Genomic DNA, 17,171 nt, shown 5'->3' with positions numbered 1-17,171 from the left:
CTTGCGGCTTCGTGCCGGACTGCAGGTGGTGTACGTGTAGTGGAGGAGGGGTCATGCATTCGTTTTTTCTGCATCTTTCGATTGCCGACTGGGTGAACGACGCCGTGCAATCGTTCGTGACCCGCTACGGCGACAGCTTTCACCAGTTCAGCATTGCGCTCTTACGCTATGTGCTCGTGCCGCTCGAAGGCGCTTTGCGCGCGCTACCGCCGTGGCTGATCCTGCTGGCGGTCGGCGCGGTGACGTGGAATGCAACGCGGCGCCTGAGCGTTGCCGGCTTCTTCATGCTGCTGCTCTATGCGATCGGTTGTTTCGGCCTCTGGGAAAAGCTGATGCAGACCCTCGCGTTGATGCTGGTGGCGACGGTGCTGTCGGTCTCGCTAGGTGTGCCGCTCGGCATTCTCACCTCGCGCAGCGCATGGCTGCGGCGCGTGCTGTTACCCACGCTCGACGTCATGCAAACGCTGCCCAGCTTCGTCTATCTGATTCCGGTGCTAATGCTGTTCGGCCTCGGCAAGGTGCCGGCGATCCTTGCCACCATCATCTATGCGCTGCCACCGCTGATTCGCCTGACCGATCTCGGCATTCGCCATGTGGACAGCGAGGTGGTGGAGGCGGCGCGCGCCTTCGGCACGACGCGCTGGCAATTGCTGGTGAACGTGCAGATGCCGCTGGCGCGGCCCAGCATCATGGCCGGCATCAACCAGACGACGATGATGGCGCTTTCCATGGTGGTGATCGCCTCGATGATCGGTTCGCGCGGCCTCGGCGAAGATGTGCTCGCCGGCATTCAGACCCTCGACGTGGGCAAGGGGACGCAGGCGGGTATTGCCATCGTGATCCTCGCAATCGTGATCGACCGTATCAGCCAGGGCTATGGACAGGACCGTCGTGCGCGACGGGTATTAGCGCAGCGCAGAAAGGCCCGGGCGGCTTCGCGCATTCCTTATCGTGTGGGCAGCGCGAATACGGATGAAACATCGGCGGCTGATGGCGGGCTCGAAACCCGCACGGCCAAATGACTGGAAAAAGCGAGGAGAGCGACATGGCAGCGATTGAAGTCAACCACGTGTACAAGCTTTTCGGTCCGCCGGCCAGTCATGCGCGCGTGCTCGACCTGTTGAGAAGCGGCAAGGGCAAAGCCGATGTGCTGGCACAGACCGGTTGCAACGTCGGCTTGAACGACGTCAGCCTGAATATCGGCGCGGGCGAAATCTTCGTGATCATGGGGCTGTCCGGTTCCGGGAAGTCGACCCTGGTGCGCCATTTCAACCGGCTGATCGAGCCGACTGCGGGCGAGATCGTGATCGACGGTTCGGACGTCATCAAGCTCGGCGCGCAAGGCCTGCGTGACCTGCGCCGCTATAAGGTCAGCATGGTGTTCCAGAATTTCGGACTGTTGCCGCATCAGACCGTGCTCGACAATACGGCGTATGCATTGCGTGTGCGTGGCGAACGCAAGACCGAAGCCAATGAGAAAGCCCGTGTCTGGCTCGGCAAGGTGGGCCTGAACGGCTACGACGAACACTATCCGGACGAGTTATCCGGTGGCATGCGTCAGCGGGTCGGCTTGGCCCGTGCGCTTGCCGCGGATACGGACGTCCTGCTGATGGACGAAGCATTCTCCGCGCTCGACCCGCTGATTCGCACGGAAATGCAGGACCAGTTGCTGCAACTGCAGGCAACACTAAAGAAGACCATCGTATTTATCACGCACGATCTCGACGAAGCACTGCGGATCGGCAACCGCATCGCGATTCTGCGCGACGGCAAACTCGTGCAGGAAGGGACGCCCAACGAGATCCTGACGCGCCCCGCGGATGACTACGTGAGGCGTTTTGTCGAGCGCCGCTCGGATCGCGGCGCAGTCAGCCATTGATACAGTGCTTGTATGCGCGGGGTGCTGCGCCCGATTTTACGGTGCAATCTCCGGAATGTCGGGCAAGCCATCTTTGGGCCCGAGTATGTCATCGACCGCGAGGCTTTGGCAGTCGGGTGCCGAAGCCGCCGTCGCTGCAACGGTCACGATTCCAGCATAACTTCCTGTGTCAGCGAAGTGAGTTGATTCCGCGCGCATGGCGACGCTGCAACCTTGCGACTCGAGCAGTGAGGTCGAGTTACTCGCGCGGCATTCCTTGTGCAAGCTGTCGGCCCAGCTTGCAAGGCCGAGGAGCTCACTCCGCTCTTTCGGATTCCGGACCAGTTCGGCGTACCTGGCATAGGCGAGCCCCGCGCGTGTCGGATCCATCTTGATGGCGCTCAAGTATTCGCGGCGCGCGCCGCTGTCATCGTCGAGCAGCTTGAGCGACTCCGCCAGATTGACGTGCGCTTCCTGATAGTCCGGTTTCAGATAAACGGCGATATGGAAATCGTCGCGCGCATTTTGCAGGTCGGACTCCGCTTCGGCGGAATGGCGGTCAGGTGCTTGCCTCGCCAGTGCCAGCCAGGCGCGGCCAATTGCATTGAACGCCGCCTCCCGTGACGAATGCAAGGCAATGGATCGTTCGAACGCGCCGATCGCCTGTTTGTGGCAACCGAGCTCGCTGAGCGCGACGCCCCAGTTATAGAAGCTCCAGGACGACGGGTATTCGGTGGATAGTCGGCTGACCGCGTTGACTTCGCCTTTGTAATCGTGGTTCGCCTCGTTGATCTTCGAGAGTCCGAGGAGGGCCCATTTGTAGTTCGGCTGTTCGTCTCCGGCGTTGACGATGCTCGAAAATATCCGCTCAGGCTCGGAAAAATCGCAGGCTTTCTTGTCATCGTAGCAGCGCGTCTGGGCTTCGGCCGACTGGTACGAGGCGTAGATATAAGGACTGTGCTTCTTCAGCACATCAATGGCGACTTTGGGGAGTTTTTTCTTCAGATCGGCGATTGCGCTTTCGTCCGTGTCGAAATTATAAACGTGGCCGCGTTCCACCAGGACCAGGTGCAGAGTGCAGAGGTCTTTGGCGCAGGTTACGCTGCCTGAGATGGTCGAAACCGGAAGCGGCAGCGCCTCGCGCACGTATTGCAGGATCGTCTTTGCGGAAATGGAGGTGCCGGGCACCGAGAAGTCCGGCATGTCGGAATCGAGCCTGATTTCTTCTTTGGCGGAGGCGGGTATCACGTCTGCTGCGCGCTCTTCGAGGGCGATCAGTTGGCCCGCGACGAGTGACTGGACCACTTCGCTGGAGTAGCCGATTTTGGCGATTTCCTCGGGAACCGAGATATTTTCGATGACGGTCTCGCGTGCGGAGAGCAGTTTCCACAGCACGGCGCCGGCAAGACATGCGCCGATCAGAAGCAGCAGGTTCAGCGAAACCATGCGCAGGTTGGACGTGAAGGTTGCGAGCTTCGCAAGACGGTCTTCGTGCGGGGTGCCCGTTTCCTTGGGCGTCGGCCCTGGCTTCTGCCTGGGTTTCTGTTCCGGCTCGGGTCCGGATCCCGGGTGCGACTGATGGGTTGGCTTGACCGCTCTCAGATGCGGCGGGCGATCAGCTCCGCGATGATGTCTCGGTGCGTGCATGTTGCCTCCCCTCGGTGAGCCGGCTTCAACAAAACGAAGCTGCGAGGCGAGGATTTAACAATTGAGCGGTCTACGTGACCTGACGCTTTTAACCAGTTTCGACTGTCTCGCGCACGATGCCGAAGTGCGTCTTGAGTCCATCCCAGCCGAGCGCCGTGACGGCCACCGATCGCGTGGTGGAAGACTTGCGCACCCAGCCCCACGCGAGAAAGGCATCCATGAGCCGGGCGCCTAACGGCCCCGCGACGTGAAACTGCCGCTCGGTCCAATCGAGACATTGACGTGCCAGTTCCGTTTCGCCGATCGGCGACTCGCCGATATCGATTCCGAGCTGCTGCAGCCACACATGGCCGGATGTGGTGAGCGCGTAGCGGCGCTCGCTCGCCTCGACGATGAAACCCCGCGTGAGCATGCTTTGCGTCACCGCGATGCTGATCTGGCCCGCCAGATGGTCATAGCAGCAGCGTGCGAAACGCAGCGCCTGCGCCGAGCGATTCGGCGTATTGCGCCACGCCGGGGTGACCGGGCCAACCGACGCGAGGCTTTCAAGCACGTGCGAAACGTGCGCGCCGGCGAGCCGGTAATAGCGATGCCGGCCCTTGCTTTCCACGCTCAGCAAGCCGCCGTCGAGCAGCTTGGCGAGGTGCGAGCTGGCGGTCTGAGCAGTCACGCCCGCCGCGGCTGCAAGCGCGCCGGCCGACATGGTGCTGCCGTCGGCGAGCGTGATCAGCATCACCGAACGAACCGGTTCGGCGATCAGGTGTGCAACGCTCGAAATATTGTGCTGACCCATTTATGTGCAATGTCCGTCATTGATGCGTGAGCGACGCCTGCCGGCAGGTGAACAGTTGTCCGTACGCATACTTCGATACAGCCCGAAGCATTCTCTGTGTGGGTCGCCTTATAGTCAACGGCGAAGCAGAAAATAGGGGCTGAAACTCTTGAACGATGAACGTGAATATCAGAAGCGGGTATTGATTGCGACGAGCCTCAGCTACGTCATTGTCATCCTGGATACGTCGATCGTAAACGTCGCGCTTGAGCCGGTTGCGGCCAGTCTGGGTTCGGATATTGCCGGGCTGCAGTGGGTGGTCAACGCTTACACGCTGACGTTTGCCAGCCTGCTTCTGAGCGGCGGCGCGCTAGGCGACCGGATCGGGGCTAAAACAGTCTATCTCGCCGGATTGCTGGTCTTCGCTTGCGCATCGGCGTTATGTGGGTTGGCGCCGGATTTGCAGATTCTGGTGGTCGCGCGGGTATTGCAAGGTATCGGCGCGGCATTGTTGGTGCCGTGTTCGCTGACCCTGATCAATCATGCTTTTCCGGTTGCCCGGCAGCGCGCCAGCGCGATCGGCGTGTTGGCCGGGTGCGGCGGTATCGCGATGGCGGCGGGGCCGCTCGCCGGCGGTCTACTGACTCATCTGCTCGGCTGGCGCAGCATTTTTCTGGTCAACGTGCCGATCGCGCTGATCGGCGCGTGGCTGACTACGCGCGTCGCTTCGGTGCGGCCGCCCAGCTCGGACAGGTCGATGGATGTCGCCGGGCAACTGCTTGCCGTTGTTGCGCTTGGCGCGTCGGTAGCCGTGCTGATCGAGGGGGCGAAGCTCGGATGGCAGGCGGCCGCGATACGTGCGGGTGCGGTGATTGCGCTTGCCGCCTGGGTTGCATTCGTGCTGGTCGAGGGCAGGCGCAAACAACCGATGCTGCCGTTGGGCTTCTTTCGTAGTCCAGTATTTTCAGCGTCGGCATTCGTTTCGCTGATTTCCGGTCTGATTTTCTATGGCCTGTTTTTCCTGTTGAGCTTGTACTTCCAGTCTGCCCGCGGATGGTCGCCATTGCAGACCGGCCTCGCATTCCTGCCGCTGACCGTGATGGTGGCCATCGGCAGCTTTGCATCCGGCGCGTTGAACCGGACGTATGGTGCGCACCGGCTCGTTTGTGCCGGCTTCCTGCTGTATGCAGTGGGTTTCGTTGGGCTCGTCGCGCTCGCGGACGATGCGCCGTACTGGCGTATTGCGCTTTGTTTTCCCGCCGTTGGTTTCGCGGCGGGGGTGATTTCGCCGGCGGCGACCGCTGCGCTGATGACAGCAGTGGACAAGGCGCGTGCCGGCGTCGGGGCGGGCGTGCTCAATGCGAGCCGGCAGACAGGGGCCGCTTTTGGCGTCGCGATCTTCGGCGCGCTGATGAGCGCGATCCAGCCAGCCGACGTGGGGATTCGCACGGCGGTGTATCTGGCGATCGGCCTGTCGCTGCTGGGCGCGCTGGTTTGGAGTGTCGCTTTGGCCGTGGCGGCGCGTTATGCGGGCAGCGATGCCTGGTAAGCGGGACGAACCGTAAAAAGAGCGGCGCGCTGGGCAGTATCGGCGCTTCGCCGGCTCGAACATCTCGTGAGCAGCTTGGCTGCTGCGTTGCCGGTTGATCGCGTTAGTCACGTAAAAACGACCTGGCCACATTCGTAGAAGCGGGTGCAATGCCCGCTCATGGCCCCTCATGTGGACCAGGCGATTTATTATCGCTGGTACTAGTCAGGTGCATTTTCGGCCACCGATACTGAACTCATCTGCTATGGCCGCCGTGCCACATCCGCTCGCCGCGGAGCGCCGCTACCCCGGGCCAGTCCTGCATTGGCAGGCGGATTCAGCAGAGACGATTTCATCGCTTACGAAAAGCAGACGGAGACTTCATGCTCAAGTTCCTGATCGGGATCGGCATCCCCTATATCGGTGTGATAGGCCTGCTGCCCTGGGTCGCTTCGGTCGATCGATTCGTCTTCGGCGTGCCGTTCATCTATGCGTGGATTTTCGCGTGGTTTGTCCTGACGTCCATCTGCCTGCAGGTGTGCTGGCGTCTGTTCGATCGTCGCGCGGAAGAAGCCGATCCGCAAACCCACTGAAGCAGCAGGAGAGCCAGGATGTCCACCGTTGTCTTTCTCGGTTTGATTCTCTTTTCGCTGTATCTGGCGATACGGTCCAAGAAAGGACATGGCGCGCAAAGCGTTCATGACTTCTTTGTCGCGTCCCGGCAGTTTGGCGCGTATCTGGTGTTCTTTCTCGCTGCGGGCGAAATCTACAGTATCGGCACGATGGTTGGCTTTCCAGGCGGCATCTATGCGAAGGGCCCCACGTATGGAGTCTGGTTCCTGGGATACATCCTGCTGGCGTATCCCGTCGGCTATTTCATCGGGCCGAAAATCTGGGAGGCCGGCAAACGCTATAACGCGATTACGCTGCCCGACCTGTTCAAAGGCTATTTCGGCAACCGTGCGCTGGAGGTGATCGTCGCCGGATCGGCGATTCTGTTCCTGCTGCCCTGGGGCGAGTTGCAATTCACGGGACTCGTTGCCGCGTTCAAAGGCCTCGGCTGGAACTTCCAGCCGCTCTATCTGATTCTGATTTCAGCGATGCTGGCATTCACCTACATCGCGATTTCCGGCGTGCGGGCGTCGGCCTACATCGCGATCCTGAAAGACGTGCTGATGGTCGTGGCGATCGTGATCACCGGACTCGCGGTTTCGTGGGAATCCGGCGTCACGGAAGTCTTTCATGCGGCGAGCCTGCACGTCAGCAACAGCATGAACGCCAGTCAACTGACGTTTTCGATGAGCACCATGCTGTTCCAGTCGTTGGGGTTCTATGTGATGCCGTTCGCCGTGCAGGTCTTCTTTACGGCCACCAGTCCGAACACGATCCGGCGCACTCAGGTCGCCATGCCGCTGTACATGCTGATGTATCCGTTTCTGGTTATCGCTTCGTACTATGCGATCAGTCAGAACCTGCACCTCACGTCGCCGAATGAAGCGTTCTTTGCGGCGGCGATCCGGCTGCTGCCGGGCTGGTTGCTGGGCCTGGTTGCGGCCGGCGCCGCGCTGTCGGGTCTGCTGGTGCTGACGGGTATCTGCCTCGCTATCGGCCCGCTCGTGACGCGCAATCTGTTGCCGAAGATGCCCGAGAGCAGGCAGAAAACCACCGCGAAAACGGTGATCGTGGTCTATCTGCTCGTCTCGATTGTGATGACCTTGCTGACGCCGAATCTGATGCTCACGCTAATCAATACCGCGTACTACGGCGTGACCCAGTTTTTCCCGGGCGTGATGGTCATTCTGTTTTCGCTTCGAGTCAAACCAGCCGCCGTTGCAACGGGTATTCTGACTGGCCAGATACTCGCGATCATCCTTTACATCCTTCATGTCGATCTCGGCGGATTCAACCTGGGCCTGCTGTGTCTCGTGATCAATATTGCGGTGACTGCCGTGCTGAACCATGGTTGGAAGCGTAAGCCGGTGCATGCACTGTCCTGATCGTTCGGCCTGTGTCCTCAACCAAAGAACAGCTATCCATGAATTCGATTGAACGAGGTCCCATCACCGTCTTCGTTGCCAGAAAAATTCTGACGATGAATCCGGCCCAGCCGCAGGCCACGCACGTTGCCGTGCGAGACGGCAGAATTCTCTCCGTCGGTAATCTGGAGGACGTGAGCCGCTGGGGCGAGGCTGAGATCGTCGACACGTTCCAGGACAAGGTACTGATGCCAGGTCTCGTCGAAGGGCATTGCCATCTGATGGAAGGCGCCATGTGGGATGCCGTGTATCTCGGCTACTACGACCGGCGCGGCCCTGACGGCAAACTGTGGCGAGGACTAAGAACACTTGACGAGGTAATCGAACGGCTGGCCGAAGCGCAACGCGTCATGACGGATGCTGAGGCGCCGCTGCTCGCGTGGGGCTTCGATCCGATCTTCTTCGGCGCGAGCCGTCTGTCGGTTAGAGAACTCGATACCGTTTCCGCGAGCCGCCCCATTGTCGTGCTGCACGCGAGTGTGCACCTGATGAACGTCAACTCCGCCATGCTGGCGCTCGCCGGTATTGACGAAGACACGGACATCGACGGGATCGACAAGGATAGCGAAGGCCGGCCAACCGGCGAGCTGCAGGAATTCGCCGCCATGTTCCCGGTGTATCAGGTGATAGGCAGCCAGCTTTCCATCGCGGCGAGCGAAAAGACCGAGGCCATCTGGAACTTCGGCAAGGTCGCGCAACTCGCGGGCGTGACCACCGCGACGGATCTGGTCAACGATCTGTCCGCGCTGGGCAATCGCAACCTGCGCGAAGTCACAGCCGACCCGCAGTATCCGGTCAGAATCGTGCCCGCCTTTGCTCCGCAGCGAAGCCCTGATAACGGCGTCGAAAAAGTACTGTCGGCCGTTCACGGCAGCACGGAGAAATTGCGGTTTGGCCCGGTTAAATTTATCGTCGACGGGTCGATTCAGGGCTTTACGGCGCGGCTCAAATGGCCGGGCTATGTTGGCGGCCAGCCGAACGGCTTGTGGCTGATTCCGCCGAGCCAGTTGGAAGAAGTGTTTACGCCGTTTCACCGCGCGGGGCTGCAGCTTCATATTCATACCAACGGCGACGAAGCCACCGAGGTCGTATTGAACGCGATCGAGAAGATGCTCGACGCCTGTCCACGCAGCGACCACCGCCACACGCTGCAGCACTGTCAGATGGCCGACGCGAGCCAGTTGGCCCGCGCGGCGAAACTCGGCATGTGCATCAACTTTTTCTCCAACCATATCTACTACTGGGGCGATGCCCACTACGCACAGACCATGGGCCCCGATCGCGCGAACCGCATGAACGCCGCGGGAACGGCGCGGCGTCTGGGCATTCCCTATGCCTTTCATTCGGATGCGCCGATTACGCAGTTGAGTCCGCTATTCACAGCGTGGTGCGCAGTGCAGCGCAAGACGGCCAGCGGTCGCGTGCTGGGTGAGAGCGAATGTATCCCCGTGGCGGACGCATTACGCGCGGTTACGCTGGGAGCCGCCTATACGCTGAAGATGGAGCATCTGATCGGCAGCATTGAGGTGGGCAAATTCGCGGACTTCGCCGTGCTTGAGGACGACCCGACCGAGGTCGCGCCCGAGCAGTTGAAGGACGTCGAAGTGTGGGGCACGGTGCTGGGCGGCCGTGTGTTTCAGTCGCCGGCAAAATGAACGACGTGACGCAGTCTGGCGTTCGGCCACCCATTCCGCTGGTGGTGCTCGGCGGCTATCTCGGTGCGGGAAAGACGACTCTGCTTAATCATGTGCTCTCGAATGCGGGGCAGCGCAGGGTGGCGGTGCTGGTCAACGATTTCGGCGATATAAATATCGACGCCGCATTGATTCGCGAACGCACGGACGACGTCATCAATCTGGAGAATGGTTGCGTTTGCTGCTCGATTGGCGGTCGCCTCGTCGATGCGCTCGTGAAAATCAGCGCGCGTCCCGAGCGTCCTGAGTTGTTGATCATCGAAGCCAGCGGTGTTTCCGATCCCGTGAAGATCGCGCAGATCGGTCTGCTCGACCGGGCATTCAGGTTGGTCGGGATCATCGTTGCTGTGGATGCAGAGCGGATCGGTGCGACCTTGCTTGATCCGTATGTCGGCGATATTGTGCGCCGGCAGACTGCGGGTGCGACGGCCCTTGTGCTCACCAAGACCGACCTTGTAACCGAGAAGGAAAAGGTTGCAGCGACGGAAGCGGTGTTGGCGCTCGCGACCACGTCTATCCTGCTCGAATCCGCAAACGGGTCCATCCCGCTGGAGTTGATTTTCGACGCGAGTGTCGCGCCTCGTCATCGCACCGGTGGGCCCGCTCTCGCGCCGAGCGGGCACCTCAATAGCCATCAGGGCATCTGCAGCTTTTCCTTCCGCTCGGACTTTCGCCTCGACAGGAAGAAACTCAAGGACGTGTTTCGCGCGTTGACGGTCCCGCTATTGCGGGCGAAGGGCATCGTATGGCTCGACCAGGATGCTTCTCCCCAGGAGCTTCATGTGGTCGGTGGTCGCATTCTGATCACGCCGTTCGCGGGTCACGCAGCGGGCGAATCGACGATCGTTCTGATCGGTCGCTTTAGCGACGAAGACGAGCGTACCGTGAAGCGCTGCCTCGAAAGCACGCAAGTGCTGAACTAGCGTCAGCCTCGCGCGAGCGTGCCGCGATCATCGCGCCCGGCACGTCAGGCACAGTAAGGCCCCCAAGCCCCCAACGGCCCGATTCCGAAAACCCGGTTCGAGGCCAGTCAACCCGCGTCTCCCCGACACACGCTGCACCAGGCGAAACCAGCGCACTGGCCCTACCGTCGAGTGGTCACCAAACTTACACTTTTCCATAAGAGATCGCCGCTTAGGCAAGCTCACGAGTCGCACCCAATTCACCAAGCAGGAGACATTGCATGGCCACAACAGAAACGTCCGCATCGAAAGTCACCGCGGACACGCTCGCCGCATTTTCTGCCGCGTTCAATCGTCACGATGCGAATGCGCTGATGGACTTCATGACCGAAGACTGTGTGTTCGACGCCGCCGGCGGAAACGAAGTCTACGGCGCGCGCTTCGTCGGTCGCGACGCGGTGCGCGCAGCCTTCGAAACGGTGTTCAAGACCTTCCCGGATGCGCATTGGGGAAAGGGCCGTCACTACGTCATCGGGGAACGCGGTGTGTCCGAATGGGTATTCACGGGGACGCATGCGGAAGGCTGGCGCATCGAAGCAGAAGGGTGCGATCTCTTCGAGTTCCGCGATGGTCTGATCGCAGTCAAGCGCGCGTTCCGCAAGGAACGTCCCAAGCAGAACGTTTGACGCCGACGAGGAGCTTCTCATGGAGCAAAGTGTCATCACACGGGTCGGCGAAGGTTTGTCTGCAGGGCGGGACAGCGCAACACAGTATGACCCGAGATACGACCCGCTGGTCTCGCCGGGACCGGGGCACGGCAAGCAATACGCGCCGACCTATTGGGCCGCGACAGCCGGCACGCCGCCGCCGGACGATGGTCCGATCACGAAAGATATCGACGTGGACGTGGCGATCATCGGCGCAGGGTATACGGGGCTAGCGACGGCGCTGTGTCTCGCGCGCGAGCATGGTATCAAGGCTGTGGTGCTCGAAGCCAACAAAACCAGTTGGGGCTGCAGCAGCCGCAATGGCGGACAAGGGCAGAATGCGTCGGGACGCCTGTCGCGTTCCCAATGGATCGAGCGTTGGGGCAAAGACGTCGCGTTGAAAATGCACGACGAGATCCAGGAAGGCTTCGACAACTTCAAGTCCCTGGTGGCCGAAATAGATTGCGATCCGCAGCCGGGTGGCCACTTTCTGATTGCGCACCGGCCGCGCATGATGGACAAACTCGCCGCCGAAGCCAAAGTCTGGAAAGACGTTTTCGGTTATCCATCCGAGCTTATCGATCAGGCCACGTTGCGCCGCGAATACGTCAACGATTGCGAGGCGGCCGGCGCGCTCCATGAACCCGAAGGTATCGGCATCCATGCGTTGAAGCTCGCGTATGGCTATCTGCGGCTCGCACGCGAAGCCGGCGCACGCGTTCATCCGGCGAGCCCGGTGATCGGCTGGGAAACCATCAACGGCATCCATCATCTGCGCACGCCAGGCGGCGTCGTGCGGGCCCGCTCCGTGGGTATTGCAACCGGCGCGTACACGGCGCCGGACCTTCATCCTTCCCTGACGAGCCGGGTGATGCCGATCCTGTCGAATTCGATGGTGACGCGTCCACTCACGCAGCAGGAAATCGCCGCCTGCAATTTTCGAACGACCCAGGTGCTCACCGATACGCGCACGCTGCGTTTCTACTACCGCTTCCTGCCGGACAACCGGCTGCAGATCGGCAGTCGTAGCGCGATCACCGGTGCGGATGCGCCGAATCCACGCCACTACGAGTTGCTTATCGAAGGGATGGGCCGCAAGTTTCCGGCATTGCGCGGTGTCCAGATCGACTATTCATGGTGGGGTTGGGTGGATGTGAGTCACGACATGATGCCGCGCGTGTGCCAGCCGGATCCGAAACAGTCGGTGTTTTACGCACTGGGCTATGGTGGCAACGGTGTGTCATATTCCCAGCAGGCGGGGCGACGCCTTGCCGAACGGATTGCAGGTAAAGGGTCGAAGCAGACGTTGCCGATCTTCACGTCTCCATTGCCCGGCCATCCGTTCGCGCCGTTCCGTCGCATTGGACAACGGATGCTCTACCAGTTGTATTTCCGGCGCGACGAGAAACCTTGAACGCGGCCTGCGTGCCGCGCCACCCGCGGCACGTTATTCGCCAGCCGTCGTGCGTCACTTGCACGGCGTTGCGCAGCCAGACAGGTCTGCGCGTTAAATCATAAGAAAAGACACGATGCAGCGAAACGCGCAAGCGTCCTCGCTCGATCCGAATTGACGGCGCTCAGGTTCCGGGAATGCGCGCAGCTTCGCATCCCGCACGACAGGCGCCGCCATCAACAGGATGTGGAGGTGACATGCAGGTATCGAACAAGAGTGAACTGAAGACCGGCCTCAAGGAGCGCCACATGACCATGATCGCGCTAGGCGGCGTGATCGGCGCGGGCCTGTTTGTCGGCAGCGGCGTGGTGGTCCAGCAGGCCGGCCCGGCGGCAGTTCTGTCGTTTCTGATTACCGGCGGCCTGATTGTGCTCGTCATGCGCATGCTCGGAGAAATGGCGTGCGCCATGCCGGCGGTGGGTTCGTTTTATGAATACGCGCGCCTCGCCTTTGCGGGCAAGCGCGGGCCGGGCAAACTGGCCGGCTTTCTGACCGGCTGGATGTACTGGTATTTCTGGGTCATCGTCGTGGCCGTCGAGGCGGTGGCCGGCGCGAAACTGGTTCAATTCTGGCTGCCGGATACGCCGGCATGGGCGATCAGTCTCGTGCTGCTGGTCGTGTTGACCGCGACCAACCTGATCTCGGTGGGCAGCTACGGGGAGTTCGAGTTCTGGTTCGCGTCCATCAAGGTGGCGGCGATCATCGTGTTCCTGTTCCTCGGCGCGCTCTACGTTCTGGGTCTGTGGCCTGCGTCGATGCATACCACCTCGGTGATGCCGACGCTGCTGTCGCATGGCGGGTTGATGCCGAAGGGGATCGGACCGGTGCTGAGCGGCGCAGTTGCCGCGACCGGTTTTTACTTTGGCGCCGAGATCGTCACGATTGCCGCCGCTGAAGCACATGAGCCGGTCAAGGCCGTCGCCAAAGCCACCAATTCGGTGATCACCCGCGTGCTGATTTTCTATGTCGGCTCGATTCTGCTGGTCGTGGCGCTGGTGCCGTGGGACTCGCCGAAGATGGCGACACCGTATGTAAGCGCGCTCGATGCGATGGGTATTCCGGCCGCCGCGAACGTCATGAATGCGATCGTGCTGACTGCGGTGCTGTCCGCACTCAATTCCGGTCTTTACGCTGCATCGCGGATGATGTTTGCGTTGACTCGCCACGGCGATGCGCCGGCTGCGCTTGCCAAGGTCAATCGCCGCGGCGTTCCCGTTCGCGCGATTCTGATCGGCACCTTGTTCGGCTATGTGTCGGTCGTCATGTCTTACGTATCGCCCGACACGGTGTTCGCATTCCTTGTCAATTCATACGGCACGGTGGCCATTTTCGTCTACGTGCTGATCGCCGTGTCGCAGTTGAAACTGCGCGCCCGGCTCGAGCGCGAGGCGCCGGAGATGCTGCGCGTGAGGATGTGGTGCTATCCGTATCTGACCTGCTTCGCGATCGTCGGCATGATCGGCATTCTGGTGGCGATGGCGTTCATTCCGGACCAGCGCACGCCGCTGTGGCTCGGGGTGGTGAGTCTCGGCGTGCTGCTTGTGGCGTATGTATGGCGGGCCCGGAAAAGCGGCGTAGCGTCAACTGAGCCGGAATTCGTGGACTATCGGCCGCGTACTCACTGAGGCTTGTCCAGGAGGGGACTGTTTGATGTGCGGCGGTGGGTCGTTCGCGATCGCCGCCGCGCTTTGCTAATGAGAGGTTGGGGGCGCGGCGTCGCTACTTTGTCGCGGTCACCGTCGCCGCAGCAGGCTGGAGCAGTGGTCCGATGCGCACGGCGATCTCCTTGAGCTTCGGCACCGCTTTCAGGAGATCCTCAAGACTGGAACGCGCCGTGGGCGAATGAACGGCCAGCGCCGCGAGCACGCGGCCATCTTCGACATTGCGCACCGGCACCGCGACCGCCACCATCCCGCGCACGAATTCCTCGTTGTCGACGCCGATGCCGCGCATGGCGAGGCGGTCGAGTTCCGCTTCCAGCAGATCGATATCGGTCAGGGTGCGATACGTCATCGATTTGAGCGGCAAACGCCGGATGACAAGTCCGCGCTCGGCCGAGCTCATCTGCGAAAGAAACAGCTTGCCGCTGGCGGTGCAATGAAGCGGGACGCGCGTGCCCGGTTGCATATGCAGACGCAAAGGTTCACTCGTCTCGACACGCTCGACGTACAGCACGGTATCGCCGTCGAGTACGGTGAGATTGCAGGTCTCGCCGAGCGACTCCACGAGCGTGCGCAGCAACGAGCGGCACGCACGCGTAAACGTGCTGTTTGCGAGCGTGGTCAGGGCGAGCTGCGCGGCGCGCGGCCCGAGCGCAATCGCGCGATCGGCGCCGCGCGAATCCGGCATGTGCGTGACGTAACCGCGTGCTTCGAGCGACTCGATCAGGCGCATCAGGGTCGCCTTCGGAATCTGCAGACGTGAGGACAACTGGGAGAGCGAGGACGGTTGTCCGGCGGACGCAAGTTGCTCCAGCACGCTGAGCGCACGCAGGACGCGGGTGTCGTCGGCGGGTTCGTGAGCGGGTGAGGGGAGATGCGTGGTGTCTCTCATTGTCCTTCCCGAAGCGGATGACGATAAATGCAGCCCGAACGGATCAGTGACAACCCGGATGAACGCGCGCGGACAGATTGAATAGTGAAACGAAAAAGTCGGTTTTCGTACCGGATTATTCAATCGTAACCGGATTTGCTTGAAGTCGAAACTGCCATCCAATAAATTGGTACGAAATGATCCGGTTTTAAAAACAAAGCCAGCAGCACGGAGACATCAATGGTACGGAGTTTCGACTACGTGGTCGTCGGCGCGGGATCGGCCGGCTGTGTACTGGCCAACCGCCTCTCCGAGAATGGCCGCTACTCGGTGTGCCTGCTCGAAGCCGGGCCGCCCGACCGTTTTCTGTGGATCCATATCCCGATCGGCTACGGCAAAACGATGTTTCATCCGGTCTACAACTGGGGCTTCTACACCGACCCGGATCCGAACATGCACGACCGCAAGCTGTACTGGCCGCGCGGGCGCACGCTGGGCGGCTCAAGTTCCATCAACGGGCTGATCTACATTCGCGGTCAGAAAGAGGATTACGACCACTGGGCCGCGCTCGGCAATCGCGGCTGGAGCTGGAAGGATTGCCTGCCATACTTCCGGCGGCTCGAACACAACGAACTGGGTGAGTCGCCGACACGTGGCGTGAACGGCCCGTTGTGGGCCTCCACGATCAAGCAGCGCCACGAACTCGTGGACGCGTTCATCGCGGCGTCAAATCGCCTGGGCGTCCCAACGGTCGACGACTTCAATCAGGGTGATCAGGAAGGCGTCGGCTACTATCAGCTGACCACTCGACGTGGCTGGCGGTGTTCGACGGCCGTCGCTTACCTCAAGCCCGCGCGTAGCCGTCCGAATCTGCTGATCGAGACCAACGCGCTGGCGTCGAAGATCCTCTTCGAAGGCACCCGTGCTACGGGTGTTCGCTATGTGCAGCACGGCAAGGTTCACGAAGTGCGTGCGCACCGCGAGGTGGTGCTGACCGCAGGCGCGCTGCAGTCGCCGCAATTGCTGCAGGTGTCGGGCGTTGGGCCGGCAAAATTGCTCAATGAGCTCGGTATTCCGGTGGTCGCCAATCGAGCCGGTGTCGGCGAAAACCTGCAGGACCACCTGCAAGTTCGTCTGACCTATGAAGTGACGCGGCCGATGACAACAAACGACCTGCTGCACTCCTGGACGGGCCGCGCAAAGATGGGGCTGCAATGGGCGCTGTTTCGCGAGGGGCCATTGTCTGTCGGCATCAATCAGGGCGGCATGTTCTGCCGCGCATTGCCGGATGAGGCGAAAACGCCCGACATCCAGTTCCACTTCTCCACGCTCTCAGCCGATACCGCAGGCGGCGACGTCCACGCATTTCCCGGCTGCACCTATTCGATTTGCCAGTTGCGGCCGGAGTCGCGCGGAAGCGTGCGGATCCGCACGAGCGACATGCGTGACGCCCCGTCGATCCAGCCGAACTATCTGGCAACCGATCTCGACCGCCGCACGACGGTCGCGGGTGTGCGTTTCGCACGCCGCGTCGCCGCCACGGAGCCCATGGCATCGCTGATGAAACGCGAAGTGCGGCCGGGCCGGGAAGCGCAAAGCGACGACGAGTTGCTGCATTTTTGCCGCGAATACGGTCAGACGATTTTTCATCCGTCGGGTACTGCGAAGATGGGCGTCGCGAGCGATCCGGGCGCGGTAGTCGACGAACGATTGCGCGTGTATGGCACGCAAGGCTTGCGGGTGGTCGATTGTTCGATCATGCCGACGCTGGTCTCCGGCAATACCAACGTACCGATCGTGATGGTCGCTGAGAAGGCGTCCAGCATGATTCTCGAGGATGCCCGCGCCGGCGATCTTCCGGCTGGGCAAGTGCAATCGCGGAGCATGGAAGCGCAATACTGAAGCAACAGCAGAAACAACGAAGCGAAGTGGCCACAAGAAGTAAAACGATCGCTACCTGACTCGCTGCATCCGAAGTCGATAAAAGCAGCGTGCAGGCGGCGGAATTCGTGCCCCAGGAGGAGACAGACAGGGGCCCAAAT

The 17,171-nt window shown here is 61.2% G+C and carries 14 protein-coding genes; 11 read left to right on the top strand and 3 right to left on the bottom strand.

The window, feature by feature from the left end:
• Positions 1–53 precede the first annotated feature (53 nt).
• The gene (locus M0D68_RS29815) at positions 54–1,022 is read left to right on the top strand and encodes a proline/glycine betaine ABC transporter permease (RefSeq protein WP_093632871.1); all 969 of its coding nucleotides are present in this window, start codon (positions 54–56) and stop codon (positions 1,020–1,022) included.
• A gap of 23 nt (positions 1,023–1,045) precedes the next feature.
• On the top strand, positions 1,046–1,879 hold the full coding sequence (locus M0D68_RS29810; protein WP_266212371.1) for a glycine betaine/L-proline ABC transporter ATP-binding protein: 834 nt from the start codon (positions 1,046–1,048) through the stop codon (positions 1,877–1,879).
• 36 nt (positions 1,880–1,915) lie between these two features.
• Here M0D68_RS29810 and M0D68_RS29805 read toward each other — a convergent pair whose 3' ends face one another.
• Both M0D68_RS29805 and M0D68_RS29800 read right to left on the bottom strand, forming a co-directional pair.
• Positions 1,916–3,304: a tetratricopeptide repeat protein gene (locus M0D68_RS29805; protein ID WP_266226184.1), complete on the bottom strand. Its 1,389-nt coding sequence runs from the start codon at positions 3,302–3,304 to the stop codon at positions 1,916–1,918.
• A gap of 289 nt (positions 3,305–3,593) precedes the next feature.
• On the bottom strand, positions 3,594–4,298 hold the full coding sequence (locus M0D68_RS29800; protein WP_266226183.1) for a helix-turn-helix transcriptional regulator: 705 nt from the start codon (positions 4,296–4,298) through the stop codon (positions 3,594–3,596).
• Positions 4,299–4,446: 148 nt separating this feature from the next.
• On the opposite strand from M0D68_RS29800, the gene M0D68_RS29795 reads away from it, so the two are divergent.
• The 8 genes from M0D68_RS29795 to M0D68_RS29760 all read left to right on the top strand — a co-directional run bounded on the left by M0D68_RS29795 (position 4,447) and on the right by M0D68_RS29760 (position 14,222).
• Positions 4,447–5,826, top strand: a complete 1,380-nt coding sequence (locus tag M0D68_RS29795; protein ID WP_266226182.1) for an MFS transporter — start codon at positions 4,447–4,449, stop codon at positions 5,824–5,826.
• Positions 5,827–6,188: 362 nt separating this feature from the next.
• On the top strand, positions 6,189–6,398 hold the full coding sequence (locus M0D68_RS29790) for a DUF3311 domain-containing protein (protein WP_093632866.1): 210 nt from the start codon (positions 6,189–6,191) through the stop codon (positions 6,396–6,398).
• Between the two features lie 18 nt (positions 6,399–6,416).
• Positions 6,417–7,802, top strand: a complete 1,386-nt coding sequence (locus M0D68_RS29785) for a sodium:solute symporter (RefSeq protein ID WP_266226180.1) — start codon at positions 6,417–6,419, stop codon at positions 7,800–7,802.
• Positions 7,803–7,840: 38 nt separating this feature from the next.
• Positions 7,841–9,496: an amidohydrolase gene (locus tag M0D68_RS29780; RefSeq protein WP_266226178.1), complete on the top strand. Its 1,656-nt coding sequence runs from the start codon at positions 7,841–7,843 to the stop codon at positions 9,494–9,496.
• Entirely contained in the window at positions 9,493–10,458 is a 966-nt protein-coding gene (locus M0D68_RS29775) for a GTP-binding protein (RefSeq protein WP_266226176.1), read from the top strand. Before M0D68_RS29780 ends, M0D68_RS29775 begins: the two co-directional genes overlap by 4 nt.
• A gap of 260 nt (positions 10,459–10,718) precedes the next feature.
• Positions 10,719–11,123, top strand: a complete 405-nt coding sequence (locus M0D68_RS29770; RefSeq protein WP_211706423.1) for a nuclear transport factor 2 family protein — start codon at positions 10,719–10,721, stop codon at positions 11,121–11,123.
• A gap of 19 nt (positions 11,124–11,142) precedes the next feature.
• Positions 11,143–12,558: an FAD-binding oxidoreductase gene (locus tag M0D68_RS29765; protein ID WP_211706422.1), complete on the top strand. Its 1,416-nt coding sequence runs from the start codon at positions 11,143–11,145 to the stop codon at positions 12,556–12,558.
• Positions 12,559–12,794: 236 nt separating this feature from the next.
• Entirely contained in the window at positions 12,795–14,222 is a 1,428-nt protein-coding gene (locus M0D68_RS29760; protein WP_093632860.1) for an amino acid permease, read from the top strand.
• A gap of 94 nt (positions 14,223–14,316) precedes the next feature.
• Here the strand turns inward: M0D68_RS29760 and M0D68_RS29755 are convergent, their stop codons facing one another.
• Positions 14,317–15,150: an IclR family transcriptional regulator gene (locus tag M0D68_RS29755; RefSeq protein WP_093632859.1), complete on the bottom strand. Its 834-nt coding sequence runs from the start codon at positions 15,148–15,150 to the stop codon at positions 14,317–14,319.
• Positions 15,151–15,369: 219 nt separating this feature from the next.
• On the opposite strand from M0D68_RS29755, the gene M0D68_RS29750 reads away from it, so the two are divergent.
• The gene (locus M0D68_RS29750) at positions 15,370–17,031 is read left to right on the top strand and encodes a GMC family oxidoreductase (RefSeq protein ID WP_266226175.1); all 1,662 of its coding nucleotides are present in this window, start codon (positions 15,370–15,372) and stop codon (positions 17,029–17,031) included.
• The last annotated feature ends 140 nt before the right edge of the window (positions 17,032–17,171 follow it).

The organism is Paraburkholderia sp. SEWSISQ10-3 4 (genome assembly GCF_030464785.1).
GTDB classification, from domain to species: Bacteria; Pseudomonadota; Gammaproteobacteria; order Burkholderiales; family Burkholderiaceae; genus Paraburkholderia; species Paraburkholderia aspalathi.
Note: the sequence above shows the minus strand (reverse complement) of the source record. Positions and strands in the feature narration are given on the sequence as shown.

Coding starts and splice junctions, on each gene's coding strand:
- M0D68_RS29810 (WP_266212371.1), top strand. CDS start 1,046: ATGGCAGCGATTGAAGTCAACCACGTGTACAAGCTTTTCGGTCCGCCG.
- M0D68_RS29765 (WP_211706422.1), top strand. CDS start 11,143: ATGGAGCAAAGTGTCATCACACGGGTCGGCGAAGGTTTGTCTGCAGGG.
- M0D68_RS29775 (WP_266226176.1), top strand. CDS start 9,493: ATGAACGACGTGACGCAGTCTGGCGTTCGGCCACCCATTCCGCTGGTG.
- M0D68_RS29760 (WP_093632860.1), top strand. CDS start 12,795: ATGCAGGTATCGAACAAGAGTGAACTGAAGACCGGCCTCAAGGAGCGC.
- M0D68_RS29750 (WP_266226175.1), top strand. CDS start 15,370: ATGGTACGGAGTTTCGACTACGTGGTCGTCGGCGCGGGATCGGCCGGC.
- M0D68_RS29800 (WP_266226183.1), bottom strand. CDS start 4,298: ATGGGTCAGCACAATATTTCGAGCGTTGCACACCTGATCGCCGAACCG.
- M0D68_RS29755 (WP_093632859.1), bottom strand. CDS start 15,150: ATGAGAGACACCACGCATCTCCCCTCACCCGCTCACGAACCCGCCGAC.
- M0D68_RS29815 (WP_093632871.1), top strand. CDS start 54: ATGCATTCGTTTTTTCTGCATCTTTCGATTGCCGACTGGGTGAACGAC.
- M0D68_RS29770 (WP_211706423.1), top strand. CDS start 10,719: ATGGCCACAACAGAAACGTCCGCATCGAAAGTCACCGCGGACACGCTC.
- M0D68_RS29785 (WP_266226180.1), top strand. CDS start 6,417: ATGTCCACCGTTGTCTTTCTCGGTTTGATTCTCTTTTCGCTGTATCTG.
- M0D68_RS29790 (WP_093632866.1), top strand. CDS start 6,189: ATGCTCAAGTTCCTGATCGGGATCGGCATCCCCTATATCGGTGTGATA.
- M0D68_RS29780 (WP_266226178.1), top strand. CDS start 7,841: ATGAATTCGATTGAACGAGGTCCCATCACCGTCTTCGTTGCCAGAAAA.
- M0D68_RS29805 (WP_266226184.1), bottom strand. CDS start 3,304: ATGGTTTCGCTGAACCTGCTGCTTCTGATCGGCGCATGTCTTGCCGGC.